A 23,989-nucleotide genomic window follows, 5' to 3' on the forward strand; every position below is an offset into this window, starting at 1 on the left:
GTAAAATATATTATTCAGAGAAAAATAGGTCACTCAGAGTATTAATAGTGGATACCCGGCAACTCAGGCATTTCGTTACCGTCGCGGACACCCTGCATTTCGGACGGGCCGCCGAGCGGCTCGGCATGACCCAGCCCCCGCTCAGCCAATCCATCATGGCCATGGAGCGCGAACTCGGCGCGCCGCTGTTCGTGCGGACCAAACGCAGTGTGGCGCTGACACCGTTCGGCGCGGAGTGGCTGCCCCATGTGCGCGCCGCGCTCGATGGCGTAAACACCCTGCCCGAGATCGCGCATCAATTGCGCGACGGCACCGCCGGTCGTCTGGCGCTCTCCTTCGTCAGCACCGCCGACTACAGCATCCTGCCGCTGCTGGTGCGCCGCTATGCTTCGCTCTATCCGAATGTCGAGATCTCGCTGACGGAAGCCACCAGCAATGTGCAGATCGCAAACCTGCTCGAGGGCGACGGCCATGTCGGTCTGGTGATCCCGCCGCCGAACGCGGCGTTACCCAAACCGCTCTCCTATCTGCCACTCGTCACCGAGCCGCTGGTCGCAGCCGTGCCGGAGAGCTGGATTGCCGATGGTACGCTGTCGCTGTCGGCGGATCGGCTCGCGCCGGAATCTGTCGTGAGCGCCCCGCTCATCATCTTTCCACGGCAGAGCGCGCCGGCCTTCCACGATCTTGTCACCGAGTATTACACGGCACATGGTGGACAGGCGCGGATCGCGCAGGAGGCGATCCAGATGCAGACCATCATCAGTCTTGTCTCCGCCGGAATGGGGATCGCGCTCGTGCCCGCCTCGCTGCGCAACCTCGCGCGAACCGGCGTCCGCTATGTCGATCTGGCGGGTGACGCGCCCATCCTGGAAACCGGAATCACATGGCGCACTGGAGACACCACGCCGACCATCGAGCGCTTTGTCAGCATCGCGCGGGAGATGGCGGGCGCGGTTTGATCAGATCGCCTGCGCTCCGCGATAGCGCGCGAACACGCGTTGCTCGTCGGCCGAAAAGAGAACCACATCATATGTCTCGGGCGGACTTCCCTCGACCTCCATGCCCGGAGATCCGGTCGGCATGCCGCCAACGGCCAGGCCTTTCGCCTGCGGTTTTTCGGCAAGCAGCCGTTTGATCGCATCGGCCGGCACATGCCCTTCGATGGCATAGCCGCCGATTTCGGCCGTGTGACAGGAGGAAAGCTCCAGAGGCACGCCAAGTTTTGTCTTGAGCGGTGCGACGTCGGCAGACTGGATTTCATCGACTGCAAAACCTGCCGCCTTCACATGTGCGATCCAGCCGCCGCAGCAGCCGCATGCAGGATCCCGGGTCACGGTCATCCGGGGAAGCCCTTCGGCTGCATGCGAATAACGCGTCAGCACCAGCCATGCCGCCACCGGCAATGCTCCCGCCAACACCGCGCGCCGCGTCGAAATCGTCATCAATCCATTCCTCGTCTGCCGTGGCGCGCGCCGCGCGCGATCATGCCAGCAAGAATACCGGGAACAGTCGGCATCATCCAATCAAGGATCGGTTAGGTTACCGGCCGAAGATCAGCTTCAACCACGGCGCAAGATGGAACGCACTCATCAGCCCGTACATCGCGGCCATGCCGCCGAACGATGTGCCGTGCGCGCACATAAACGCCGGAGCGCTTTCATCGGCAACACCCGTCAGCAGCGCCATGACCGCGCAGGTCGGCGCGGCCGCAAGGCTCAGCCACTCGCCTGCCCGAAACGCGCCTGCGTTCCGGGGCGCATCCGAACACGTCGCGCTCATGTCGCCGCACCGTTGTCTCTATTGCGGAACGCTTCCTCGCCGACATCGGATACGGCAATCCATTTCGGATCGGGCGCGGCGCCCGGAACATAACTGTCGTTCCAGTTCCACCACTTGTAGGGCCGTTCCTGCGGATAACCTCGTGGCGAATCTTCCCACGCTTCCTGACGCCCGAGCGCGGTCATATCGAGATAGCTCCACACCGTGCCCATCGCCTCATCGCCGCGCGTGTTGATGAAGTAGGTGCGGAAGATGCGGTCGCCATCGCGAATGAAAGCATTGTGACCGTGCCACAGATCGACACCGAAATCGGCATCGAAACTGTCGGTGATGGTCACCCACGGGATATGCTCCCAGCCCATCCGCGCTTTCAGGCGCGTGATATCGGCCTGCGGGGCACGCGAGGCATAGACGAGCGTGGTGTCGCGCGCGTTGAGATGGACCGGATTGGAAACCTGATCGGCTCCGAGCGAACAGCCGATGCAGGCATGCTCCGGCCAACCATGCACGCCGGGCTCGAAGAACGCGCGATAGACGATCAACTGGCGGCGGCCCTGAAACAGGTCGAGCAGGCTCATTTTGCCGTTCGGCCCGTCGAACGCGTATGTCTTCTCCACGGCCATCCATGGCATCCGCCGACGCTCTGCGGCCAGCGCGTCACGGGCGCGCGTCTGGGCCTTCTCCTTGACCAGAAGCCGCTCGCGCGCAGCCTCCCATTCTTCTGCCGAAACAACAGGTGGCGTGTTCATGGCGTTCTGTCCTTCTTTCCGGGGCGTCTCAGGTGAGGTAATCGTGGTCATCGGAACCTCCGAATGGCTCGTGTCTTCGAGCTGGAACGCAACGCCGCTCACCGCCGATCGTTCGTGCTCGGGGACAGACTTAAGGTCGGATGTGGGAACGGTGGGAGTGACAAGTTTGGCGGGATTCCGATGGACTCGCTGATCACGGCTGCAGCCCGCGCGCTCGCATCGGGAGATCCTCTCGGAGCACTGAACCGAGTCGCGCTGCGCAACGATCCGCCGGCCCTTGCGCTCCGGGGCCTCGCAATGGCTCAGCTCGGCGACCTTGCCAAGGCACGAACGCTTCTGCAAAGGGCCGCGCGTGCGTTTGGCCCGAAGGAGGCCTTGGCCCGCGCCAGATGCGTCGTTGCCGAGGCCGAGATCGCGCTGGTCTCGCGCGATGTGGTTTCCGGTCATCTCGGCTGGCCCGTGAAGGCGCTCGACAGCGCCCGTACGGTTCTTGAACAGCACGGCGACTGGGTCAATGCAGCCCACGCGCGGCACCTCGAGATCAGACGTCTTCTTCTGATTGGGCGACTCGACCAGGCCGAGCACGCGATCGCCGAACTCGACCCCGCTCCCCTCCCGCCCGCATGGCGCGCGGCGCATGAACTGACCGTTGCGGGAATCGCGATGCGGAGAATTCGCACAAAAGAAGCTCGCGCAGCGCTGGTGAGAGCCGAACGCGCGGCACGCGAGGCCCACATTCCCGCGCTGCTGGCGGAAGTCGACAGCGCGTCCCGCGTGTTGAAGACGCCGGCGGCACGTATGATCGCGCATGGCGAAGAGCGTTTTCTCCTGCTCGAAGACGTCGAAAGGCTGCTCACCTCGAAAACGCTCATCGTGGATGCCGCGCGTTATGCCGTACGCAGCGCGGGCACGAGCGTCTCGCTCGCGGGGCGTCCGGTGCTGTTCGCGCTTGCCCGCGCGCTCGCTGAAGCGTGGCCGCAAGACGCCCCTCGAAGCGTGCTGCTCGCGCGCGCCTTCAGGGCGAAGCACGCCGATGACTCCCATCGTGCGAGGCTGCGCGTTGAGATCGGGCGGCTTCGCAAGGCGCTGCGGCCGCTGGCGGACATCACCGCGACCAAGGACGGGTTCGCGCTGGCGCCACTCAGCGCGCGCGATGTGGCCGTGCTGGCGACGCCGGTCGAAGAGGATCACGGATCGGTGCTGGCTTTTCTCGCCGACGGCGAGTCGTGGTCGAGTTCGGCGCTCGCCCTTGCGCTCGGCGCCAGCCAGCGCACGGTGCAGCGCGCGCTCGATGAACTCGCGGATGCCGGCAAGGTGCAATCATTCGGCCGTGCCCGCGCGCGCCGCTGGATGACCCCGCCGGTGGCCGGATTCACGACGACATTGTTACTCCCTGCAGCCCTGCCGAATGATTAGGTTGCGATCGTCAAAGCAACGGAGATGCAGAAAATGAAACGCGCGGCAGCAGAAATCCTTCGCGAATACGGCCCCTTTCCCGGCGCGGAGGACGTGCACGGCGTGACCTTCGACGGCCGGAATGTCTGGTTCGCGTCCGGCGACCGGCTGAACGCTTTTGACCCGCAGAGCGGCAAGCCTGTGCGGACCATCGACGTCCCCGCGCATGCGGGCACGGCCTTCGACGGACGCCATCTGTTCCAGATCTTCGAAAGGAACATTCGCAAGATCGACCCGGCATCCGGGCGCGTGCTTGCGACCATCCCCGCGCCCGGCGACGGCGGCGATTCAGGAATGGCGTGGGCCGAAGGCTCACTCTGGGTCGGACAGTATCGCGAGAAGAAGATTCATCAGATCGACCCCGAGACGGGCGCCATCATCCGCACCATTGAATCGAACCGCTTCGTCACCGGCGTCACCTGGGTCGACGGCGAACTCTGGCACGGCGTGTGGGAAGGCGACGACAGCGCGCTGCGGCGGATCGATCCGCAGACCGGCGAGGTTTTCGAAGAACTCACGCTGCCGGCGGGAACGGGAGTTTCAGGCCTTGAATCCGACGGCAAGGATCAACTGTTCTGCGGCGGCGGAAAGAGCGGAAAGCTGCGCGCCGTGCGCCGGCCGAAGCGAAACGCAGGCAAGTAAACGAGCGAAAGTTGAGCGCCGGAAATTCCGGCGCCTGCGCCTATCGCCTGATACAACTCACTCGGGCATAGCGAAACGAATTTGACGCGTTCCGATCGGAGCGCCGGTTGCACGGTCGATCGTAACGGGATCAATCTCCGTTCCGATCTCAGCATCGAAGAACCGGGTTACACCGTCCTTGTTACGGTGCTTTCGTCCCCACGCGCTGATCGCAAACAACACAGGCAGGAAGTCCCTGCCCGCCTGTGTCAGGACGTATTCATCGCGCGGCGGCCGCTCCGAATAGCGCCGCTTCTCCAGCAGTCCGTCATCCGTAAGCGCCGAAAGCCGGCGGGTCAGGATCGTGGGAGCGATCCCAAGGCTTTTGCGGAACTCATCGAAGCGCGTCAGCCCCCCATGGGCATCCCGCAGGATCAGCATGCTCCATGCGTCCCCCACCAGCGCGAGGCTGCGGGCGATCAGGCAGGGCTGGTCGGAAAGATTCTGCATATCGATATCTTTTTGATAGTGACTTACTTTCGAAATGATAGTAACTCGTTTCGCATCGATATTCCACAACAAACTGAACGCAGAGTGGAGAGCCAGCGATGACGAAGCCTGTCGGCAACCTCGGGCCGGGCGTGCGCTACGCCGACGCCCCCAACCTCTCCATCAATGTTGGGGGAACTGCTTTTGCCTATCGTGATCTCGGTCCGCGCGGCGGTATCCCTGTGGTTTTGCTCAACCATTGGGGCGCGGTTCTGGACAATTTCGACCCGAGGATCGTCGACGGACTCGCCAGCAGATATCGCGTGATTGCGACCGACTACCGGGGCATCGGCGGATCAGGCGGAACAGCGCCGGTGACTGTGGATGAAATGGCGCGGGACACGATTGCCCTGATCGATGCGCTTGGCTTCAGGCAGGTCGATCTGCTGGGCTTTTCACTGGGTGGGTTCGTGGCGCAGGATGTAGCGCTGAACGCTCCCGGCCTTGTCCGAAAGCTTATCCTGACCGGCACTGGTCCGGCGGGAGGCGAAGGTATCGACAAGGTCGGATCGGTATCCTGGCCACTGATCATCAAGGGCATGCTGACGTTCCAGGATCCGAAGTTCTACCTGTTCTTCACCTCGACAGCGAATGGCCGTCGCGCCGCGAAAGCCTTTCTGGCCCGGCTGAAGGAGCGCAAGACGGAACGCGACAAGGAGCCGACTCCCCGCGCTTTCCTGCGGCAACTCAAGGCGATCAAAGGCTGGGGCCGGCAGCCGCCTCAGAATCTTGCCGCCATCAAAATCCCGGTCCTGATCGCCAACGGCGACAACGACATCATGGTTCCGACCGTGAACAGCATCGACATGGCGCGGCGCATCTCCGGGGCCGAGCTGGTGATCTACGAAGACGCCGGACATGGCGGCATCTTCCAGCATCACGAGGCCTTCGTGAAAAAGGCTCTTTCCTTCCTTGGCGCCTGACGCCGCTGCTAACTCTTAAGGAGATAACCATGAAGGCGTTCGTCGTTGAGAAGTACAAAAAGAAGGGTCCTCTGCGCCTGACCGATCGGCCGGAACCAGACGTGCGGGAGAATGATGTGCTGGTCGAGGTTCACGCCACGGCCGTGAATCTTCTGGATTCCAAAATCCGGGATGGAGAGTTCAAGCTCATCCTTCCCTATCGTCCACCTTTCATCCTCGGACACGATGTCGCCGGAACGGTTGTCAGGGCCGGATCGAAGGTCAAGCGTTTCAAGGTTGGCGACAACGTCTACGCGCGGCCACGCGATCATCGGATCGGTACGTTTGCCGAACTCATCGCCATCGACGAAGCCGACGTGGCACTGAAGCCGGCGAACATCAGCATGGAAGAAGCCGCGTCTCTTCCGTTGGTCGGGTTGACCGCGTGGCAGGCGCTGGTTGAGGTCGGCAAGGTAAAACCGGGACAGAGAGTGTTCATCCAGGCCGGCTCCGGCGGTGTCGGAACTTTTGCCATCCAACTCGCCAAGCATCTCGGCGCGACAGTGGCGACCACGACGAGCGCGAAAAATATGGAGATGGTCAAGAGTCTGGGGGCAGACGTGGTCATCAACTACAAGACGCAGGACTTCGAGAAAATCCTGTCGGGCTACGATCTCGTCCTGAACAGTCAGGATCCAGACACGCTCGAAAAATCCCTTCGCGTGGTGAAGCCGGGTGGCCTGCTCATTTCAATTTCCGGTCCACCGGACCCTGCGTTCGCCAAGGCGCTGGGATTGAATCCGTTCCTGAAGCTGGTGCTGCGCCTGTTAAGCCGCGGCGTGAGAAGTAAAGCCAGGAAGCTCGGGATAAATTATTCCTTCCTGTTCATGCGCGCAGATGGGCAGCAGCTAGGTGAGATTACGCGTCTGATCGAATCCGGCGCGGTTCGCCCTGTCGTTGACAAGGTGTTCCCGTTTGAGAAGACCGGCGACGCGCTGGTCTACGTCGAGACCGGACGCGCAAAAGGCAAGGTGGCGATCACGGTGAAATAAACGCACCACAAACGATCGGCAAGGTGCACGTCCACCGAAACGACGCGCGAAGACCGCTAAACCGCTTCGGCCTTGATCGGCATATCTCGCTTCATTTCTTGCGTTGCGGATAAATCGTTTCGCCGCGCTTGAGCATCGCGACGAACGCCTCGATCTTTTTCTTCCGCCCGGCTTCGGTCTTCATGTTGTGAGTGCGGAACGCCAGCGCGAAGCGATTCTGCGCACTGAGTTTCGCCAGCATCGCCTTGGCTTTCGGCTCGGCGTCGATGGCTTCCTGAAGATCGGCGGGGATTTTCATGTCCTTGCCGCTCTTGTAGGCGCGATCCCAGCGCCCATCCGCTTTCGCGGCTTCGACCTGCTTCAGGCCGTGCTCGGTCATCATTCCTTCTTTGATGAGCCGTGCGACATTGTCGACATTGATCTGGCTCCAGGTGCCCTTCTTGCTGCGCGGCGAGTAGCGCTGCAGAAAGCTCAGGTCATCGAAACCTTTACGCTGGCCGTCGATCCAGCCCCAGCAGAGAACGGCATCGATGGCTTCCTTGGGCGTGATCGACTTGAGCCCCGAATCCACCTTGTGGATCTTGATCCAGACCTCGTCCGCTTTGTCGTGATGCTTGGCGAGCCACTTGTAAAAACTCGCCGCATCCTTGAACGCGTGATTTTTTTCAGGATCGACTAAGACCGGCGCCATCGGCTTGTCCGTCCCAAGGCCCTCGCCTCACTCCCACTCGATCGTGCCCGGCGGCTTGCTCGTCACGTCGTAGACCACGCGGTTGACGCCCTTCACCTCGTTGATGATGCGCGTCGCGGTCTCGCCGAGGAACTTCATGTCGAACGGATAGAAGTCGGCGGTCATGCCGTCGGTGGACGTCACCGCGCGCAGGCCGACGACGTACTCATAGGTCCGGCCATCGCCCATCACGCCGACGGTCTTCACCGGCAGCAGCACGGCGAACGCCTGCCAGATGGTGTCGTACAATCCCGCCTTGCGGATCTGGTCGATATAGACCGCATCGGCCTCGCGCAGGATGTCGAGCTTCTCGCGGGTGATCTCGCCCGGACAGCGGATCGCAAGCCCCGGTCCCGGAAACGGATGCCGGCCAACGAACACGTCCGGCAGGCCGAGTTCGCGACCGAGCGCGCGCACCTCGTCCTTGAAGAGTTCGCGCAAGGGTTCGACCAGCTTCATGTTCATGCGCGCGGGCAAGCCGCCGACATTGTGATGCGACTTGATCGTGACCGACGGTCCGCCGGTAAACGACACGCTTTCGATCACGTCGGGATAGAGCGTACCTTGCGCCAGAAAATCCGCGCCACCGATCTTCTTGGCTTCGTCATCGAACACATCGATGAACAGGCGGCCGATGGTCTTGCGCTTCACTTCCGGATCGGTGACGCCGTCAAGCTCGCCGAGGAACGTCTTCGACGCGTCAACATGGACCAGCGGAATGTTGTAGTGATGCCGGAACAGATCGACGACGGTCTTGGCCTCGTCCTTGCGCAGCATACCGTGATCGACGAACACGCAGGTGAGCTGATCGCCGATGGCTTCGTGGATCAGGATCGCCGCGACGGATGAGTCCACGCCACCGGAAAGGCCGCAGATCACCCTGCCCTTGCCGACCTGCGCGCGGATCTTCTCGACCGCTTCCTCGCGGAAGGCGCGCATGGTCCAGTCGCCGGTGAGGCCAGCGACCTTACGCACGAAATTCTTGATCAGTTTCGCACCGTCCGGCGTATGTACCACCTCGGGATGAAACTGCATCGCGTAGAACTTGCGCTTGTCGTCGGCGATGACCGAGATCGGCGACCCCGGCGCTTTCGCCACGCCGCGAAAACCGTCCGGCAATTTGGTGACGCGATCACCATGGCTCATCCAGACGTAATGCTTTTCGCCGACCTTCCAGACATCCTCGAACAGCGCGCAGTTATCAGTGACTTCGATCAGCGCGCGGCCGAACTCGCGGTGATGACCGGCCTCGACAGTGCCGCCGAGCTGCTGCGCCATGGTCTGCTCGCCGTAGCAGATGCCGAGCACCGGAACGCCCGCTGTCAGGATCGACATCGGTGCCGACGGCGCATCCTGATCGAGCACCGAAGCCGGCCCGCCGGAGAGGATCACAGCTTTTGGCTTCATCTCCCTGAAGGCCGCTTCGGCCTTCTGAAACGGCACGATCTCGGAATAGACACCCTCCTCACGGACGCGCCGCGCGATGAGCTGCGTCACCTGGGAGCCGAAATCGACGATGAGAATCTTCTCGTGAGCGGCCGCCACGTCGGGCGTCGCTGGGGCGGTCTGGCTGTGTGCTGTCATGGAGAGGAAATACGCGACGGGGGGCGGAGTCGCAACCCGGCAAAGCATGCACGCCGATGCAATCCACCCATCAAAAAGCCTCCAGTTGACTTGCCGAAATATAGGTCAATAATACTGACCTAATTACAAGCGGGGAGAGAAACGTGCAAGCCTTGGAGAAGACGCTCGAACAAAGGACCGCCTTCGCGGACACCTGGATCGCCGCCTGGAACACCCGGGACCTCGACAATGTTCTCGCGCTTTACGCTGATGACAGCGAGATGGTTTCCGACAAGATCATCAAGCTCGGTCTCGACCAGAACGGCCGGTTACGCGGCAAGGAGAATCTGCGCACCTATTGGGGACGCGCCCTGCCCCTGCGTCCGAAGCTTCATTTCACGCTGATCAACGCGTTCGTCAGCCCGGACAGCCTTGTCGTGTTCTATCGCGACGAGCTTGGACACCAGATCTGCGAGTACCTGCGCGTGAATGCCGACGGCAAGATCGTTCAGGGATCAGCCAACCACATTCACGGCTGACAGGAGTCAGGTCCGGCGCGTCAGGACCGACACAAAGAACCCGTCCGTCCCGGTGCGGCGCGGGGTCATCAGCAGGCCCTCGTCCGACTGGATCGTCGCGGCGGCAAAGTCATCCGCCTTGTCCCAGAGCACGGACATCACCTGCGAAGGCGGCACCACCTCGTAATCGGGATGGCGCGTGGTGAAAGCTTTCACCTGCTCGTTGTTTTCCTGTGGCAAAACAGAACAGGTGATATAGGCGATCCGCCCGCCGGGCTTCACCAATCCCGCTGCACGATCAAGCACCTCACGTTGGTCCTTGATCCGTACCTCGAGCGCGCCGGGACGCATGCGCCATTTCGCATCGGGGTTGCGCCGCCACGTGCCGGTACCGGTGCACGGCGCGTCGATCACCACAAGATCGGCGGATGCCTTGATGTCGGACAGCGTATCGTCCGTGCCCCTCGGCGTGCGCACATCCACATTGTGAATGCCCGCCCGCGACAGCCGCTCGTGGATCGGCGCAAGCTGCCGCTTGTCGTGATCCGTAGCAATGAGCCGGCCCTTGCCCTGCATCATCGCCGCGAGGGCCAGCGTCTTGCCGCCCGCACCGGCGCACATGTCGATCACCTGCTCGCCCGGCTTCGCGCCGGTCAGGAAGGCTGCGAGTTGTGAGCCTTCGTCCTGCACTTCGACGCCGCCCTTGATGAAAGCCTCTTCGGAATGGATGCCGGGATTGCGCGCATCGGCGCCAAGATCGATCCGCACGCCCCATGGCGACCAAGGCGTGGCTCTCGCGCCAAGATGCTTCATCGAGGCCAGCACCTTCTCGTGCTTTGCCTTCAGCGTGTTGACCCGCAGATCGAGCGGCGCGCGGCTGGCCATCGCGGTGGTTTCCTCCACGCGCGCATCACCAAACACAGCGGCGAACTGCGGATCGAGCCATTCGGGGTAATCGCCCGCGACATGCGCCGGCGCATCCTTCAGCGTCCGCGATGTAAGCGCGGCGCGCTCATGATCCGTCAGCGGCTCCGGCGCGAAACGGCCGCCATCGCACAGTGCCGCGACGGCATCGGCGTTGAGTCCGCGCTCCAGCTTGAGCATGCCGAGCAGCCGCGCGCGCGGCGTGTCGGCATCCATCAGCCATGCCGACGACGCCCTGCGGCGGAGCACATCGAACACCAGCCCCGCGATGGCGGCACGGTCTCCAGATCCCGCGAAGCGATGCGCGGTGCCCCAGTCCTTCAGCGCGTTCGGCGCGGGGATGCGCTGCGCATCGATCGCTGCGAGAATCTCAATGGCTGCGGACAGCCGCGCGGCAGGCGTCATCGTGGTCTTTCAGGCATGCAAGATCGGAGAACAGACGCCTGACCTAGCCGCGTCTCAGATGAGAAACAAGACGCGAATGGCGAAATACAGCCACATGGCCAGCAGGACCAGCGCCCCTGAGATGAAAAACAGCGATCCGCGCGCATTCGCGGTGGTGACCAGAAATCCGGCCTGAAACACCTGCAGCACCACGAACACCCAGGCCAACAAGACCATGATCAGGTCGGCATGCCGGGTCTCGATCGCCAGCACGACCACCACATAAAACAGCGTGTGGAGATGATAACCGAACCAGTCGCCATCCTCGGCAGGCCTTGACCCCTCGCGCCCGCGCCAGAACAGGACGAGCAAAGTCAGGCCGACCAGAACGAATGTCGGCAGCAGAATCATCTGAATCATCATTTGAAATACCCCAAATCCGGCGCAGCCCGCGCCTTGCGCAGCCTCTGCCCGCCCGGAAAGTCATTCCCGGCGGACTGTGAACCTGTCCACAGACAACGACGACCAATGCTCAGAAGTTCCATTTTCAGGGTCAGACCGGGTGCTGAGATGACCGACACAACAAAGGGCATGACAACTCTCCGCAGCGTCGCCGTGCGCAGCCTCGGCGTCGTTCTCATGATCGGAGCACTGGCTGCCGGTGCCTTCAGCCTGCGCACTGCTGCGCTGACGCATCTCGGCGTCATGGCCAGGGCGCCGGCCGTGGAATTTGAAATCCGGCTGCCGCCAGCCATGGCCAGAACCGACCTGAAGCGCGTTGCGCAGGTCGAACTCCTGACCGATCTCAACCAGACGCTCGCTCAGCTCGACGGCGACCTGCGTGCGACCGAAGACGGACGCGCCGTGCTCCGCGGCCACGTCCCGCTGAAGTTCCGTACCTCGGAGCGCATGGTCGTCCTCAGCCTGCCCGGCGAGGCGCAGCGCGCCTTCAAGCTGCGGCTGCCGCCGAACCCCAGCCCGTCCGACGAGTTCGGCCCGTGGCACATGGTCGATCGCGTCATTTCCGGCGCGCGCTCTGAGACCGCACGAGGAATGCCGGACGACACCTTCGCTATCCGTTACCGCGTGCTGTGAGGCACCGGCGCCAGAATTTCATGACCGAAGCATTTGCACGACGATATTTTCAACTCGGACTCACTTCAATCACCTAAAAATTTTCCAATTTTCTCCGCGCGTTTTAAACGTACTGCATAAATTCATCAGCCATCTCACTGACATGCGCAGCGTGTAGTTTGCTCCACAAAGGAGTCACGCCATGTCCAGCGCCAAGCCCAGCTTCCGCCTGACCCAGATCACCGATACGCATCTCGGCGCAAGGTTTCCCGAGTTCGTCGAAAACTTTCATCGCGTAAGTCAACACATCGACGACAACCGGCCCGATCTCGTCATCAACAGCGGTGACGTCGCCTTCGACGGGCCGGATCATCCGGACGATCTCGATTTCGCAAAAGCCCTTCACGACGCACTGCCCGTCGATTGCCGGTATCTTCCGGGCAATCACGACATCGGCGACAATCCGACGATGGTCGGCGAACAGCCGGCACAGCGCGCGTCCGAGGCTAACCGGCAGAATTTCATCGCGGCGTTCGGCGAGGATCACTGGCAGTTCGACGCCGCAGGCTGGTGCTTCATCGGATTGAACTCGCTGGTGATGAACACCGGGCTTCCCTGCGAGGACGAGCAGCGCGAATGGCTCGCGGAGCAATTGTCCGCAGCGCGCGGCAAGCCGGTGGCGCTTTTCATTCACAAGCCGCTGTACAAGGACTCTCCCGGCGATGAAGAGATCTCGGCGACATCGTTCCGCTATGTGCCGATGCCCGCGCGCAGCGATCTGGTGACGATGTTCGGCGGCGCAGACCTGCGGCTGGTCGCCTGCGGCCATGTCCATCAGCGCCGGGACTTCACCTTCGGCAACGTGCGGCACATCTGGGCGCCGTCGACGTCATTCGTGATCCGGTCCAACGCGAAGCAGGAACTGATCGGCATCAAGGAAACCGGGCTGGTCGAATATGTCTTCCAGCCGGACGGTTTTGAAGTCCGCCACGTTCGCGCGGCGGGACAGATCAATCTCGATCTGTTTTCGGTGCTGGAGCCCTCGACGGTGGTGTGACCTTGAATGTCTGAACTGAAATACCGCATTCGATGCACATGCGATGCAACTCCCTCTCCCGTGGGGAGAGGGTTGGGGTGAGGGCGTAGAGTCTATCGAGAGAGCGTACCCCCTCACCCGGATCGCAAGAGCGATCCGACCTCTCCCCACGGGAGAGGTGAAGCCGCATTAAACCTTGTCAGGCGCGACGCGCACAAGCTGCTTGCCGAAGTTCGCACCCTTGAGCAGGCCGATGAACGCTTCCGGCGCGCTCTCGATACCCTCGGTGACGAACTCCTTGTGCTTGAGCTTGCCTTCCTTGAGCCACTGCGGCATGTCGCGGATGAAATCCGGGAACATCGCCGCGAAGTCGCTGACGATGAAACCGCGGAATGTCAGGCGCTTCACCAGAATGGCGCGCATGATCGAATTCGCCCAGGGCGGCGTCGGCGTGTCCTTGCCGAAGATGGTGTTGTAGTCGGCGATCAGTCCGCACACCGGAATCCGCGCGAACGGATTCAATAGCGGAAACACCGTATCGAACACCTTGCCGCCGACGTTCTCGAAGTAAACGTCGATGCCCTTCGGACAGGCCTCCTTCAGCTTGGCCTTCAGGTCCGGATCGCGATGGTCGAGGCAGTCGTCGAAGCCGAGTTCGTTCTTGACGTAATCGCACTTGTCCTTGCCACCCGCGATGCCGACAGCGCGCGCGCCCTTGATCTTCGCAATCTGACCAACCGCCGAACCCACCGCACCCGACGCAGCAGCGACCACCACCGTTTCGCCCGCCTTCGGCTTGCCGATTTCGAGCAGGCCGGTGTAGGCGGTCATGCCGGGCATGCCGAGCACACCCACAGCGGTCGAGATCGGCGCGATCTTCGGATCGATCTTGCGCAGCCCCTTGCCATCCGACACCGCGTACTGCTGCCAGCCCGAATGCGCGAGCACGATGTCGCCCTTGGCAAAGCCGGGATTGTTCGACGCAACCACCTCGGCCACCGTGCCGCCTTCCATCACGCCGTCGATCGGCACTGGCGCGGAGTACGACGGCCCGTCGCTCATGCGGCCGCGCATGTAAGGATCGAGAGACAGCCAGATCGTGCGCAGCAGGAGCTGCCCCTCGCCCGGTGCCGGCACCGGATAATCCTCAAGGCGAAAATCGCTCGGCTTGGGTTCGCCCACGGGACGGGACGCGAGCACGATACGCTTGGCTGACTGGGACATGTTGTTTCCTCGGTTTATGAACGTGGACGTTATTTAGCCGAGAGGACCGCGCATTGCCATGTGCACAAACGCGAGAGGAGCGGCATGGCATCCATACCGCTCCTCCCGTTTAAAACAGAATCTATATGGCGAGGCCGATGCCGTCAGGCCGTGAGCTTGGCCAGCGCCTTGTCGAACGCCGCTGCCGCGCTCGTCAGGTCCTTGAATGCGAGGCCGCTATCCGCCGCCTGCTTTTGCTTGTCCGTGGCGGTCGGGCGGATTTCGGCCACCGGCCTGCCGCCATCGAGAAATGCCTGCGGCGCGATCACATGAAATTCGTGATCTTCCGCCGGTGCATCCTTGAGGAGAAACACCCCGAGATACGCCGTGCTGTCGCCGCGGCGATAGGAAATGTAGCGCTCGATGGCGACCGATCCGTCGCGCTGCATGCCGCCGAGCTTGGCGTAGCCTTTCGAGTCCAGCAGCCGGTGCGCCTTGAAGCCTTTCACGCCTTCCGACCTCGCTTTCGCGGTCTCCTCGGACAGATCGTATTTGGCCGCCATCTCCTTGCCGACTTCGGCAAGCTGTTCCGACACCGAGTGCTCGAACTCCTTTAGCTCCGAGCGCGGCTTCGATGCCTTGCGCGGCTTTGCGGCGTTGCGCTTCTCAAGCTCTGCCTTGCACTTATCGGCGACATCCGCGACCGACCTGCGCTCAGCGTTGACCAGCAGGTTCTTCAGATCCTGATCGGAGAGCGCGGTAATCCTGTCGTCTGTCCAGTCAACCATGATGTTCTTCTTTTCTGAAATGTTGGGCACATTGCGGCCGGTCCGGCCGGTTCAATGGACGTGAGGCGTTGAAACACGCGCGGCCAGTATGCGCGAAGCAGCAGGACTGCCGCACGAGTGTAGCGCGTTTTGACAGGCCGATGGGGCCGAAATCAGGCGGGCTTATTTAGCTACCGCCAGGATAGTTCGGGCTTTCGCGCGTAATGGTAACGTCGTGGACATGGCTTTCACGCAGACCCGCGCCCGTGATGCGGACGAACTCCGCCTTGTCGTGGAAGTCCTGGATGTCCTTCGCGCCCACATAACCCATCGCGGCGCGCAGGCCGCCGGCGAGCTGATGCAGCACGTTGGCGACCGGCCCCTTGTAAGGCACCTGCCCTTCAATGCCTTCCGGCACGAGCTTGAGCGTATCCTTGATGTCCTGCTGGAAGTAGCGATCGGCGGAGCCGCGCGCCATTGCACCCACCGAGCCCATGCCGCGATAGGCCTTGTAGGAACGGCCCTGCCACAGGAACACTTCGCCCGGCGTCTCGTCGGTGCCGGCCAAGAGCGAGCCGACCATCGCGACGTCCGCACCGGCGGCGAGCGCCTTGGCAAGATCGCCGGAATACTTGATACCGCCGTCTGCGATCACCGGAATGTTCGCCTTCTTCGCAGCCTCCACCGAGTCCATGATCGCGGTGAGCTGCGGAACGCCGACGCCTGCAACGATGCGCGTGGTGCAGATAGAGCCCGGCCCGATGCCGACCTTGATGGCGTCCGCACCGGCATCGATCAACGCCTGCGTGGCTTCCGTGGTGGCGACGTTGCCGGCAATGACCTGTACGGCATTCGACAGCCGCTTGATGCGATTGACCGCTTCCAGCACACGCGACGAATGACCGTGCGCGGTATCGACGACAATGACATCGGCTCCGGCCTCGATCAGCCGTTCGGTGCGCGCAAACCCGGCATCGCCGACCGTGGTGGCGGCAGCGACGCGCAAACGTCCCTGTGCATCTTTTGATGCGAGCGGATAGGCCACCGCCTTTTCCATATCCTTGACCGTGATAAGGCCGACGCAGCGATACTGGTCATCAACCACCAGCAGCTTTTCGATGCGGTTCTGATGCAGCATCTTCTTGGCTTCGGTCTGGCTGACGCCCTCCCTCACCGTGATGAGGTTTTGATGCGTCATCAGTTCCGAAACCTTCTGCTCCGGATCGGTCGCGAAGCGGACGTCGCGATTGGTCAGAATGCCGACCAGCTTTCCCGGCTGGCCGTTGCCGCCACCGGTGACGACAGGAACGCCGGAGATGCCGTGATCCTTCATCAGGGTCAGTGCATCGACCAGCTTGGCGTCGGGGCCGATGGTGAGCGGGTTCACCACCATCCCGGATTCGTATTTCTTGACCTGACGGACCTGCGCAGCCTGGCCGTCGCCTTCGAAATTCCGATGGATCACGCCGATGCCGCCGGACTGCGCCATCGCAATCGCCATGGAAGCTTCGGTGACGGTGTCCATTGCCGAGGCGATGATCGGAATGTTGAGCGGAATGGCGCGGGTCAGATGGGTTCGCACATCGGCGTCGGACGGCAGGATGTCGGACAGACCGGGTTTCAGCAGCACATCGTCGAATGTGAATGCTTCGCGGATACCCTGACCCAACTGCTTTGCCATTGCCAACTCCGTTCGGCAGCCTGTGGCTGCGGTAAAAACCTCAGGATGTGCAAAATCGAGCGGTCCGCTAACGCGTCGCTCGAATCGAAGCCCATCAATGGGGTTGGCGGTGGTCGATAGCACGCCCCCATGACGTTTCAAAGCATTTCGCTCGAAAATCAGAGGTTTTTACGCATGGGACATCTGCAATAGCCCCTCTAACAATAGCCTTTCCCGGAACGGGTCCGCGCACCGCGAGTTTATCGCCCGCCAGACTGGCAAAACGGGCCTATCTGGGACAAACATTCCCCTTCGTGCCCGTCGCCTCCTAAATCCTTCCAAAAAGCCGAAGAAATGCAGAAGGAACGCCTGATACCGCTGATCGTGGCCTGCGCGCTGTTCATGGAAAACATGGACTCGACGGTGATCGCGACATCGCTCCCGGCCATCGCCGCCGATATCGGCACCAGTCCACTGACGCTGAAACTCGCGATCACATCTTATCTGCTCTCGCTCGCCGTTTTCATTCCGGCAAGCGGCTGGACTGCCGACCGCTTCGGCGCGCGCGCCGTGTTCAGCGTCGCCATCGGCGTGTTCATGGTCGGCTCGATCGGCTGCGCCCTGTCGACGTCCGTCACCGATTTCGTCATCGCGCGCATCATCCAGGGCATCGGCGGAGCGATGATGACGCCGGTCGGGCGCCTGGTGCTGCTGCGCTCCATCGACAAGAGCGCGCTGGTCAACGCGATGGCATGGGTCACCGTGCCCGCGTTGATCGGTCCTGTGATCGGGCCGCCGCTCGGCGGCTTCATCACCACCTACTTCTCGTGGCACTGGATCTTCCTGATCAACATTCCGATCGGATTGCTCGGCATCTGGATGGCGCTGAAGTACATCGACCCGATCAAGAGCGAGAATCCCGAACGCTTTGACGTGGTCGGGCTGGTCCTTGCAGGATTGGGGGTTGCCGGTCTCGCCTTCGGGCTGTCGGTCGCCGGTCTCGGCCTGCTGCCATGGCAAATCGTCGTCGGATTGATCATGGGCGGCGCGATAAGCATGGGGCTCTATCTGTATCATGCCAAGCGGACCACATCTCCGGTGCTGGATTTCACACTGATCAGGCATCCGACGTTGCGCGCCAGCCTGACTGGCGGCTTCATGTACCGCCTTGGCATCGGCGCGCTGCCGTTCCTGCTGCCGCTCTTGATGCAGGTCGGCTTCGGTCTGTCGCCGTTCAAGTCGGGTCTGGTGACATTTGCCTCCGCGGTCGGCGCGCTCGGTATGAAGACACTTGCCGCGCGGATCATCCGCACCTTCGGCTTCCGCAACATCATGGTCATCAACGCGGTGGTGAGCTCGTTCTTCCTCGCCGCCTGCGCCCTGTTCACGCCATCGACGCCATTGCTGCTGATCATGATCATTCTGGTGGTCGGCGGCTTCTTCCGCTCGCTGCAATTCACCGCGATCAACACCATGGCCTACGCCGAAGTTACGTCCGGTGAGATGAGCCGCGCGACCACGCTGGTCAGCGTCAACCAGCAGCTTGCGATTTCAGCGGGCGTCGCGGTCGGCGCGTTTGCGGTGGAAACGACCATGGCAGCAAACCATTCCGTCGAACTCAGCGCGACCGACTTCTGGCCCGCGTTCCTGATCGTCGCCGTGCTGTCGGCTCTGTCGGCTTACTCATTCTGGAAATTGCCCGAGGATGCCGGTCACGAAATCTCGGGCCATCGGGTGCAGGTGGAGGAAACCCCGCAAGCCGCGGAAGCCGCCGCTGCGGAGCAAACCCACGACGCGCGCGACCAGAAGCTGGGGTAAGTTTCAGAACACGTCATTCCGGGGCGATTGCAAAGCAATATCTCCCTCGTTCAGGAACTCTCTGGATTCCGGATCGGCCCGCTGCGCAGGGCCGTCCGGAATGACGCTTAAGCGGAAGCCGTGTTCGTCCCCCGAAATCCCAGCGCCAGCACATAGCGCTCGGATGAATCCTGCCGGCTGGCGGCGGGCTTCACATGCTTCACCGTGGCGAAGTCGCGTTTGAGCTGCGCCAGCAGATCGGCCTCGGCGCCGCTCTGAAAGACCTTGGCGAGAAAAGTCCCGCCCGGATTGAGGATTTCGCAGGCGAAGGCCGCCGCATTCTCCACCAGGCCGATGATGCGCAACTGATCCGTCTTGCGGTGACCTGTGGTGTTGGCGGCCATATCCGACATCACGACATCCGCGCCCCCTCCGATCATGGCGCGCAGCTTGTCGGGCGCGTGCTCATCGAGAAAATCCATCTGCGCGAAAGTCACGCCGGGAAGCTCCGGCATCTCGAGAAGATCGATGGCGACAACCTTGCCCCTCCCGTTATCCTTGCCCTCCGCCGAGCCGACGCGTTTCGCCGCGATCTGGCTCCAGCCGCCGGGCGCAGCGCCGAGATCGACCACCACCTGCCCTCGCTTGAGAAAGCGGTGCTTGTCGTCGATCTCCTGCAGCTTGTACGCGGCGCGCGAGCGAAAGCCGTCGCGCTTGGCCTGCGTGACGTAGGGATCGTTCAACTGACGTTCCAGCCAGAGTTTCGACGACAGCTTGCGCTTGCCGCCGCTCTTGACCGTCACATGCAGCCGTCCGGTGGTGTCTTTCGCCATGGGAGTTGGATCGATCCGAATAAGAGCAAATGCGCTCACGCACCCCTTACGACGTTTCCGCCGCGCCGTCACGAAATCTGAACGGATTTAGCAGGCCAGGATCGCGCCGTCGGCCCGCATCATTTCCACCAGCATGCCTTCACGCAGGCCTCGGTCCGCGACGCGCAGGCGCGGCAGCGGGAACGCCTTGCGGATCGCGTCAAGGATGGCGCAACCGGCAAGCACGAGATCGGCCCGCTCGGCGCCGATGCACGCATTGCGCGCGCGGTCCTGATAGGTCATGTCGAGCAGCCGCGTGATGGCGCGATCCATCTCGTCATCCTCCATCCACAAGCCGTCGACCTTGCGCCGATCGTAATGCGACAGGCCGAGATGAATACCCGCCACCGTTGTCACCGTGCCGGAGGTGCCGAGCAGATGCATGCCGGACAGATCGTGGCCGTGGCTGGCTGCGAACGGTGCAAGATGCTGCGCGACTTCATCGACCATCGCGCCGTAGGATTCGCGGCTGACATGGGTGCCGCCGAAACGCTCCGCGAGCGTGACCACCCCGAGCGGCAGTGAAATCCACGGTCCCTTCAAGGGCGGCGCATGCGGCTCGCCGGCCGGACGCTCGATCCGCACCACTTCCGTCGAACCGCCGCCGATGTCGAACAGGATCGCGCCCTTCGCATTGGCATCGAGCAGCGGCGAACAGCCGATCACCGCCAGCGTCGACTCGGTCTCGCGATCGATCACTTCAAGCTTGATGCCGGTCTCGCGCTCGATCAGGTCGAGAAACGCATCGGCGTTGTCGGCGGCGCGGCAGGCCTCAGTGGCGATGGTGCGCAGCCGCTTTGCGCCCTTGGCGCGAATCTTGTCGCCGCAAACGCTCAAAGCGCCGACCGCGCGGGAGATGGCGGCGTCGCTAATGCGGCCCGTGGTCGAGATGCCCTCTCCCAGCCGGATGATCCGGGAGAACGAGTCGATCACGCGGAACCCGTCATTCGAGACGCGCGCGATCAGCAGGCGGCAATTGTTGGTGCCGAGATCGAGGGCGGCATAGGCCGCAGGTCCGCCCTGAACGCGGATCTGCCCACGGCCATGCGCCTCCTCGGAAACCGGTACTGGCGGGCTGACAGACGGTTCGCGACCGTCGTGCAACCGCACGTCCTCATTCATGAAAGTCCATCTCTGCGGCGCGAATGTCACGCCACGGCAATCCTGTTCAAATAAAGTTTAACAGCGTGCGTGCCCGGCGCAACCGCAGCATACCCGATCACGCATTGTGGCTGCGATTCAGGCGTCTTAAGTTTAACATGCAGCCCACACCCTACGGCCGGAGTGCGATTTTCCGTCGCCAGACCGTGTTTTCAGCGGATTTCTCATGCTCGATCACCCCTCCCGTGTCTCCTCCGAGAACGATATCGCACTGCAAAAATTTGGGATCGGGCAACCGGTCCGGCGCAAGGAAGACGATACGCTGGTGCGGGGCAAGGGAACCTACACCGACGACATCAGCCTGCCGGGCCAGGCCTATGCCTGGATCGTGCGAAGCACCCACGCCCACGGCGTCATCAAGGGCATCGACACAGAGGCGGCACGCGCCATGCCCGGCGTGCTTGGGGTGTGGACCGGCAAGGACCTCGCGAGCGCCGGATACAACCCTTTCACTGTCGGCCTGCCGATGAAAAGCCGCGACGGCTCGCCATTGATGCAAACCAACCGCCTGCCGCTGATGACCGACAAGGTGCGCTTTGTCGGCGATCCGGTTGCCTTCGTCGTGGCCGAAACGCTGGCGCAGGCGCGCGACGCCGGTGAATCCGTCGTGGTCGACATCGAGCCGCTGCCGTCGGTCACCAGCGCCGAGGACGCCGCAAAACCCGGCGCACCGCTGCTCTACGATCACATTCCCGGCAACGTCGTGCTCGATTATCATGCCGGCGACGACGCCGCGCTCGATGCCGCGTTCGCAAGAGCAACTCACGTCACCCGTCTCGACATCGTCAACACCCGCCTCGCCGTGGTCGCGATGGAGCCGCGCGCGGCGCTCGCCAGCTACGACAAAAAAACCGAGCGCTTCACCATCGAAATCCCGACGCAGGGCGTCGCCGGCAACCGCACGTCGCTGGCAAAAACCCTGAACGTGCCGAACGACAAGGTTCATCTGCGGACGCACCATGTTGGCGGATCGTTCGGCATGAAGAACGCGAACTATCCCGAATATATCTGCATCCTGCATGCCGCGCGGGAACTCGGCCGCGCGGTGAAGTGGACCGACGAGCGCTCGACCAGCTTTCTCTCCGACAGTCACGGCCGCGCGCAGGACGTGCATTGCGAACTCGCGCTTGCCGCCGATGGCGCATTCCTCGGCGTGCGCGTGCGCGGCTACGGCAATCTCGGCGCGTACATCACAGGCGTCGCACCATTGCCGCTGTCACTCAACATCGCCAAGAACATCAACAGCGTCTATCGCATGCCGCTGATCGGCGTCGACATCAAGTGTGTGCTGACCAACACGACGCTCATGGGCGCCTATCGCGGCGCGGGCCGCCCGGAAGCCAACTACTTCATGGAGCGGCTGATCGACCGCGCCGCCGATGAGATGGGCATCGATCGCCTTGCGATCCGCAAGCGCAATTTTATCAAGCCCGCACAGATTCCCTACGCGGCTGCGAACGGCCTGACCTACGACAGCGGAGATTTCCCCGGCGTTTTCGGGAAGGCGGTCGAACAGGCCGATGTTGCGGGCTTCGCCAAACGCAAGAAGGAAAGCCGCAAGCGCGGCAAGCTGCGCGGCATCGCCGTCGGCTCTTATCTGGAGATCACCGCCCCGCCCAGCGCCGAACTCGGCAAGATCGTGTTCGAGCCGGATGGAACGGTCAGGCTCATCACCGGCACGCTCGACTACGGCCAGGGCCATGCGACGCCGTTCGCGCAGGTGCTCGCGGCGCAGCTTGGCGTGCCGTTCGACGCCATCAAGCTGACGCAGGGCGACAGCGACATCGTTCATTCCGGCAACGGCACCGGCGGCTCGCGTTCGATCACGGCCAGCGGTGCTGCGATCGTCGAATCCTCGAAGCTGGTCATCGAGAAAGGCAAGCAGGCCGCCGCGCATGTCCTCGAGGCCTCCGAAGGCGATATGGAATTCGCGAACGGCCGCTTTACGATTGCCGGCACCGACCGCGGCATCGGCATCATGGAACTCGCTTCGAAGCTGCGGGACTCGAAAATGCCTGAAGGGGTGCCTGCTTCGCTCGATGTCGACCACACCATAAAGGGCGTGCCCTCGACGTTTCCCAACGGTTGTCACGTCGCAGAGGTCGAGGTCGATCCCGACACCGGTAATGTGCGAATCGTCGGCTACAGCGGCGTCAACGATTTCGGCACCGTGATCAATCCGATGATCGTCGCCGGACAGATTCACGGCGGCGTCGCGCAAGGCATCGGTCAGGCGCTGATGGAATGCGTGACTTATGATGACAACGGTCAGCCGGTGACAGGCTCTTTCATGGACTACGCGTTGCCGCGCGCGGGCGATATTCCGTCGATGACGCTAGGCAGCCATCCCTCGCCCGCCACATCGAATCCGCTCGGTACCAAGGGCTGCGGCGAAGCCGGCTGCGCCGGGAGCCTCGCGACCATCGTCAACGCCGTGCTCGATGCACTGTCGGATGAAGGCGTGACCAGCATCGACATGCCGCTGACGTCGGAAAAAGTCTGGCGCGCGATCCAGGATGGCCGCAAGGCGAAGTCGGCGTGAGACGGCGTTCCACTACCGTACTCAAATATTTCAGTCGTCATTCCGGGATGCGCCGCTTGGCGCAGGCCCGGAATCCATGATGATGCGGGAATCCGGTGAGTGAACATGGATTCCGGGTTCGCGCGAAACCGCGCGCCCCGGAATGACGGCGGAGAATGTCGAGCGCTTCAACACATTCGATGTCGTCCCCGCGAAGGCGGGGACCCATAGCCACCGAGCGTGGTGGTGATCGCAAGTGGATCGCTCCAGCATCTTCCTCAAATCGAAAACTCAGGGAGTATGGGTCCCCGCCTTCGCGGGGACGACGTAGAGAGCTTTGGTATAGCCCGAAACATTTCGTGATGGGGATACGTATCCCCGCGCTCCGTACCGCGCTTATGTTCGGCGCGTCCTGTTCGTGAGGGGCGCTTCTCGAGGGCGCTTTGAAGCGGAGCAGGATGCGGCGCCTGCGCGTGTGTCTCGCAAACACAACGCCCGGGAGGCTGGGGTCACCGTCCGGGCCAACTATGTGGCTCTGCCGTTTGCCGGCTGGACGCGGAGCGGACGAAGGCGGCGAAAGCCGTCCGGATCAGGGGTCGAGTAACCTCCCCCGTCCGCACCCGGAAGTACGGTCCCCTCGCCCAAAATCGCCGCAGTGGAGCGCCGCAAGGC

At 62.5% G+C, this 23,989-nt stretch carries 23 protein-coding genes; 10 read left to right on the top strand and 13 right to left on the bottom strand.

The window, feature by feature from the left end:
• Nucleotides 1–47: 47 nt before the first annotated feature.
• Nucleotides 48–959, top strand: a complete 912-nt coding sequence (locus tag I554_RS0101925; RefSeq protein WP_024574664.1) for a LysR substrate-binding domain-containing protein — start codon at nucleotides 48–50, stop codon at nucleotides 957–959.
• Here I554_RS0101925 and I554_RS0101930 read toward each other — a convergent pair whose 3' ends face one another.
• The 3 genes from I554_RS0101930 to I554_RS0101940 all read right to left on the bottom strand — a co-directional run bounded on the left by I554_RS0101930 (nucleotide 960) and on the right by I554_RS0101940 (nucleotide 2,579).
• On the bottom strand, nucleotides 960–1,442 hold the full coding sequence (locus tag I554_RS0101930) for a DUF411 domain-containing protein (RefSeq protein WP_024574663.1): 483 nt from the start codon (nucleotides 1,440–1,442) through the stop codon (nucleotides 960–962).
• Between the two features lie 97 nt (nucleotides 1,443–1,539).
• A complete protein-coding gene (locus I554_RS0101935; RefSeq protein WP_024574662.1) occupies nucleotides 1,540–1,779 on the bottom strand; it encodes a hypothetical protein in 240 nt (79 codons plus the stop codon).
• The gene (locus tag I554_RS0101940) at nucleotides 1,776–2,579 is read right to left on the bottom strand and encodes a DUF899 domain-containing protein (RefSeq protein ID WP_024574661.1); all 804 of its coding nucleotides are present in this window, start codon (nucleotides 2,577–2,579) and stop codon (nucleotides 1,776–1,778) included. Before I554_RS0101940 ends, I554_RS0101935 begins: the two co-directional genes overlap by 4 nt.
• Before the next feature lie 129 nt (nucleotides 2,580–2,708).
• Here I554_RS0101940 and I554_RS0101945 point away from each other — a divergent pair, with 129 nt between their 5' ends.
• Together I554_RS0101945 and I554_RS0101950 are read left to right on the top strand one after the other, a co-directional pair.
• Nucleotides 2,709–3,944, top strand: a complete 1,236-nt coding sequence (locus tag I554_RS0101945; protein WP_024574660.1) for a hypothetical protein — start codon at nucleotides 2,709–2,711, stop codon at nucleotides 3,942–3,944.
• A 33-nt stretch (nucleotides 3,945–3,977) separates the two neighbouring features.
• A complete protein-coding gene (locus I554_RS0101950) occupies nucleotides 3,978–4,625 on the top strand; it encodes a DUF5074 domain-containing protein (RefSeq protein ID WP_024574659.1) in 648 nt (215 codons plus the stop codon).
• A gap of 57 nt (nucleotides 4,626–4,682) precedes the next feature.
• Here the strand turns inward: I554_RS0101950 and I554_RS0101955 are convergent, their stop codons facing one another.
• Entirely contained in the window at nucleotides 4,683–5,114 is a 432-nt protein-coding gene (locus I554_RS0101955) for a helix-turn-helix domain-containing protein (RefSeq protein ID WP_024574658.1), read from the bottom strand.
• A gap of 98 nt (nucleotides 5,115–5,212) precedes the next feature.
• On the opposite strand from I554_RS0101955, the gene I554_RS0101960 reads away from it, so the two are divergent.
• Entirely contained in the window at nucleotides 5,213–6,076 is an 864-nt protein-coding gene (locus I554_RS0101960) for an alpha/beta hydrolase (RefSeq protein WP_024574657.1), read from the top strand.
• Between the two features lie 29 nt (nucleotides 6,077–6,105).
• Nucleotides 6,106–7,107 carry an NADP-dependent oxidoreductase gene (locus I554_RS0101965; protein ID WP_024574656.1) on the top strand — a complete coding sequence of 334 codons (1,002 nt, stop codon included), beginning with the start codon at nucleotides 6,106–6,108 and terminating at the stop codon, nucleotides 7,105–7,107.
• A gap of 91 nt (nucleotides 7,108–7,198) precedes the next feature.
• Here the strand turns inward: I554_RS0101965 and I554_RS0101970 are convergent, their stop codons facing one another.
• Both I554_RS0101970 and guaA read right to left on the bottom strand, forming a co-directional pair.
• Nucleotides 7,199–7,798 (bottom strand): YdeI/OmpD-associated family protein, encoded by a 600-nt coding sequence (locus tag I554_RS0101970; protein ID WP_024574655.1) that lies wholly within the window; start codon nucleotides 7,796–7,798, stop codon nucleotides 7,199–7,201.
• Nucleotides 7,799–7,825: 27 nt separating this feature from the next.
• A complete protein-coding gene (gene guaA / locus I554_RS0101975; RefSeq protein WP_024574654.1) occupies nucleotides 7,826–9,421 on the bottom strand; it encodes a glutamine-hydrolyzing GMP synthase in 1,596 nt (531 codons plus the stop codon).
• A gap of 143 nt (nucleotides 9,422–9,564) precedes the next feature.
• On the opposite strand from guaA, the gene I554_RS0101980 reads away from it, so the two are divergent.
• Nucleotides 9,565–9,939: a nuclear transport factor 2 family protein gene (locus I554_RS0101980; RefSeq protein WP_024574653.1), complete on the top strand. Its 375-nt coding sequence runs from the start codon at nucleotides 9,565–9,567 to the stop codon at nucleotides 9,937–9,939.
• Between the two features lie 6 nt (nucleotides 9,940–9,945).
• On the opposite strand, the gene I554_RS0101985 is transcribed toward I554_RS0101980, so the two are convergent.
• The gene (locus I554_RS0101985; RefSeq protein ID WP_024574652.1) at nucleotides 9,946–11,247 is read right to left on the bottom strand and encodes an RsmB/NOP family class I SAM-dependent RNA methyltransferase; all 1,302 of its coding nucleotides are present in this window, start codon (nucleotides 11,245–11,247) and stop codon (nucleotides 9,946–9,948) included.
• A 54-nt stretch (nucleotides 11,248–11,301) separates the two neighbouring features.
• Nucleotides 11,302–11,649, bottom strand: coding sequence for a hypothetical protein (locus I554_RS0101990; protein ID WP_024574651.1), 348 nt, complete (start codon nucleotides 11,647–11,649; stop codon nucleotides 11,302–11,304).
• Between the two features lie 147 nt (nucleotides 11,650–11,796).
• On the opposite strand from I554_RS0101990, the gene I554_RS0101995 reads away from it, so the two are divergent.
• The gene (locus I554_RS0101995) at nucleotides 11,797–12,321 is read left to right on the top strand and encodes a hypothetical protein (RefSeq protein ID WP_024574650.1); all 525 of its coding nucleotides are present in this window, start codon (nucleotides 11,797–11,799) and stop codon (nucleotides 12,319–12,321) included.
• Between the two features lie 181 nt (nucleotides 12,322–12,502).
• On the top strand, nucleotides 12,503–13,357 hold the full coding sequence (locus I554_RS0102000) for a metallophosphoesterase (RefSeq protein WP_024574649.1): 855 nt from the start codon (nucleotides 12,503–12,505) through the stop codon (nucleotides 13,355–13,357).
• A 168-nt stretch (nucleotides 13,358–13,525) separates the two neighbouring features.
• Here the strand turns inward: I554_RS0102000 and I554_RS0102005 are convergent, their stop codons facing one another.
• From I554_RS0102005 to guaB, 3 genes are all read right to left on the bottom strand, one after another.
• The gene (locus tag I554_RS0102005) at nucleotides 13,526–14,560 is read right to left on the bottom strand and encodes an NADP-dependent oxidoreductase (RefSeq protein ID WP_024574648.1); all 1,035 of its coding nucleotides are present in this window, start codon (nucleotides 14,558–14,560) and stop codon (nucleotides 13,526–13,528) included.
• 143 nt (nucleotides 14,561–14,703) lie between these two features.
• A complete protein-coding gene (locus tag I554_RS0102010; protein WP_024574647.1) occupies nucleotides 14,704–15,327 on the bottom strand; it encodes a hypothetical protein in 624 nt (207 codons plus the stop codon).
• Between the two features lie 166 nt (nucleotides 15,328–15,493).
• A complete protein-coding gene (gene guaB / locus I554_RS0102015; protein WP_024574646.1) occupies nucleotides 15,494–16,987 on the bottom strand; it encodes an IMP dehydrogenase in 1,494 nt (497 codons plus the stop codon).
• A 333-nt stretch (nucleotides 16,988–17,320) separates the two neighbouring features.
• Here guaB and I554_RS0102020 point away from each other — a divergent pair, with 333 nt between their 5' ends.
• Nucleotides 17,321–18,784, top strand: coding sequence for an MFS transporter (locus I554_RS0102020; RefSeq protein ID WP_024574645.1), 1,464 nt, complete (start codon nucleotides 17,321–17,323; stop codon nucleotides 18,782–18,784).
• Nucleotides 18,785–18,891: 107 nt separating this feature from the next.
• Here I554_RS0102020 and I554_RS0102025 read toward each other — a convergent pair whose 3' ends face one another.
• Nucleotides 18,892–19,596 carry an RlmE family RNA methyltransferase gene (locus I554_RS0102025; RefSeq protein ID WP_024574644.1) on the bottom strand — a complete coding sequence of 235 codons (705 nt, stop codon included), beginning with the start codon at nucleotides 19,594–19,596 and terminating at the stop codon, nucleotides 18,892–18,894.
• A gap of 87 nt (nucleotides 19,597–19,683) precedes the next feature.
• Complete coding sequence (locus tag I554_RS0102030; RefSeq protein ID WP_024574643.1) at nucleotides 19,684–20,757, bottom strand: Ppx/GppA phosphatase family protein; 1,074 nt, start codon at nucleotides 20,755–20,757, stop codon at nucleotides 19,684–19,686.
• Between the two features lie 205 nt (nucleotides 20,758–20,962).
• Here I554_RS0102030 and I554_RS0102035 point away from each other — a divergent pair, with 205 nt between their 5' ends.
• Nucleotides 20,963–23,338, top strand: a complete 2,376-nt coding sequence (locus I554_RS0102035) for a xanthine dehydrogenase family protein molybdopterin-binding subunit (RefSeq protein WP_024574642.1) — start codon at nucleotides 20,963–20,965, stop codon at nucleotides 23,336–23,338.
• The last annotated feature ends 651 nt before the right edge of the window (nucleotides 23,339–23,989 follow it).

This window comes from Afipia sp. OHSU_II-C1 (genome assembly GCF_000497575.1).
Taxonomy (GTDB): domain Bacteria; phylum Pseudomonadota; class Alphaproteobacteria; order Rhizobiales; family Xanthobacteraceae; genus Afipia.

Excerpts from the sequence above, each read along its gene's own strand:
- I554_RS0101930 (WP_024574663.1), bottom strand. The coding sequence starts at position 1,442 with ATGACGATTTCGACGCGGCGCGCGGTGTTGGCGGGAGCATTGCCGGTG.
- I554_RS0101935 (WP_024574662.1), bottom strand. The coding sequence starts at position 1,779 with ATGAGCGCGACGTGTTCGGATGCGCCCCGGAACGCAGGCGCGTTTCGG.
- I554_RS0101940 (WP_024574661.1), bottom strand. The coding sequence starts at position 2,579 with ATGACCACGATTACCTCACCTGAGACGCCCCGGAAAGAAGGACAGAAC.
- I554_RS0101945 (WP_024574660.1), top strand. The coding sequence starts at position 2,709 with ATGGACTCGCTGATCACGGCTGCAGCCCGCGCGCTCGCATCGGGAGAT.
- I554_RS0101950 (WP_024574659.1), top strand. The coding sequence starts at position 3,978 with ATGAAACGCGCGGCAGCAGAAATCCTTCGCGAATACGGCCCCTTTCCC.
- I554_RS0101955 (WP_024574658.1), bottom strand. The coding sequence starts at position 5,114 with ATGCAGAATCTTTCCGACCAGCCCTGCCTGATCGCCCGCAGCCTCGCG.
- I554_RS0101960 (WP_024574657.1), top strand. The coding sequence starts at position 5,213 with ATGACGAAGCCTGTCGGCAACCTCGGGCCGGGCGTGCGCTACGCCGAC.
- I554_RS0101965 (WP_024574656.1), top strand. The coding sequence starts at position 6,106 with ATGAAGGCGTTCGTCGTTGAGAAGTACAAAAAGAAGGGTCCTCTGCGC.
- I554_RS0101970 (WP_024574655.1), bottom strand. The coding sequence starts at position 7,798 with ATGGCGCCGGTCTTAGTCGATCCTGAAAAAAATCACGCGTTCAAGGAT.
- guaA (WP_024574654.1), bottom strand. The coding sequence starts at position 9,421 with ATGACAGCACACAGCCAGACCGCCCCAGCGACGCCCGACGTGGCGGCC.
- I554_RS0101985 (WP_024574652.1), bottom strand. The coding sequence starts at position 11,247 with ATGACGCCTGCCGCGCGGCTGTCCGCAGCCATTGAGATTCTCGCAGCG.
- I554_RS0101990 (WP_024574651.1), bottom strand. The coding sequence starts at position 11,649 with ATGATGATTCAGATGATTCTGCTGCCGACATTCGTTCTGGTCGGCCTG.
- I554_RS0101995 (WP_024574650.1), top strand. The coding sequence starts at position 11,797 with ATGACCGACACAACAAAGGGCATGACAACTCTCCGCAGCGTCGCCGTG.
- I554_RS0102000 (WP_024574649.1), top strand. The coding sequence starts at position 12,503 with ATGTCCAGCGCCAAGCCCAGCTTCCGCCTGACCCAGATCACCGATACG.
- I554_RS0102005 (WP_024574648.1), bottom strand. The coding sequence starts at position 14,560 with ATGTCCCAGTCAGCCAAGCGTATCGTGCTCGCGTCCCGTCCCGTGGGC.
- I554_RS0102010 (WP_024574647.1), bottom strand. The coding sequence starts at position 15,327 with ATGGTTGACTGGACAGACGACAGGATTACCGCGCTCTCCGATCAGGAT.
- guaB (WP_024574646.1), bottom strand. The coding sequence starts at position 16,987 with ATGGCAAAGCAGTTGGGTCAGGGTATCCGCGAAGCATTCACATTCGAC.
- I554_RS0102020 (WP_024574645.1), top strand. The coding sequence starts at position 17,321 with ATGCAGAAGGAACGCCTGATACCGCTGATCGTGGCCTGCGCGCTGTTC.
- I554_RS0102025 (WP_024574644.1), bottom strand. The coding sequence starts at position 19,596 with ATGGCGAAAGACACCACCGGACGGCTGCATGTGACGGTCAAGAGCGGC.
- I554_RS0102030 (WP_024574643.1), bottom strand. The coding sequence starts at position 20,757 with ATGAATGAGGACGTGCGGTTGCACGACGGTCGCGAACCGTCTGTCAGC.
- I554_RS0102035 (WP_024574642.1), top strand. The coding sequence starts at position 20,963 with ATGCTCGATCACCCCTCCCGTGTCTCCTCCGAGAACGATATCGCACTG.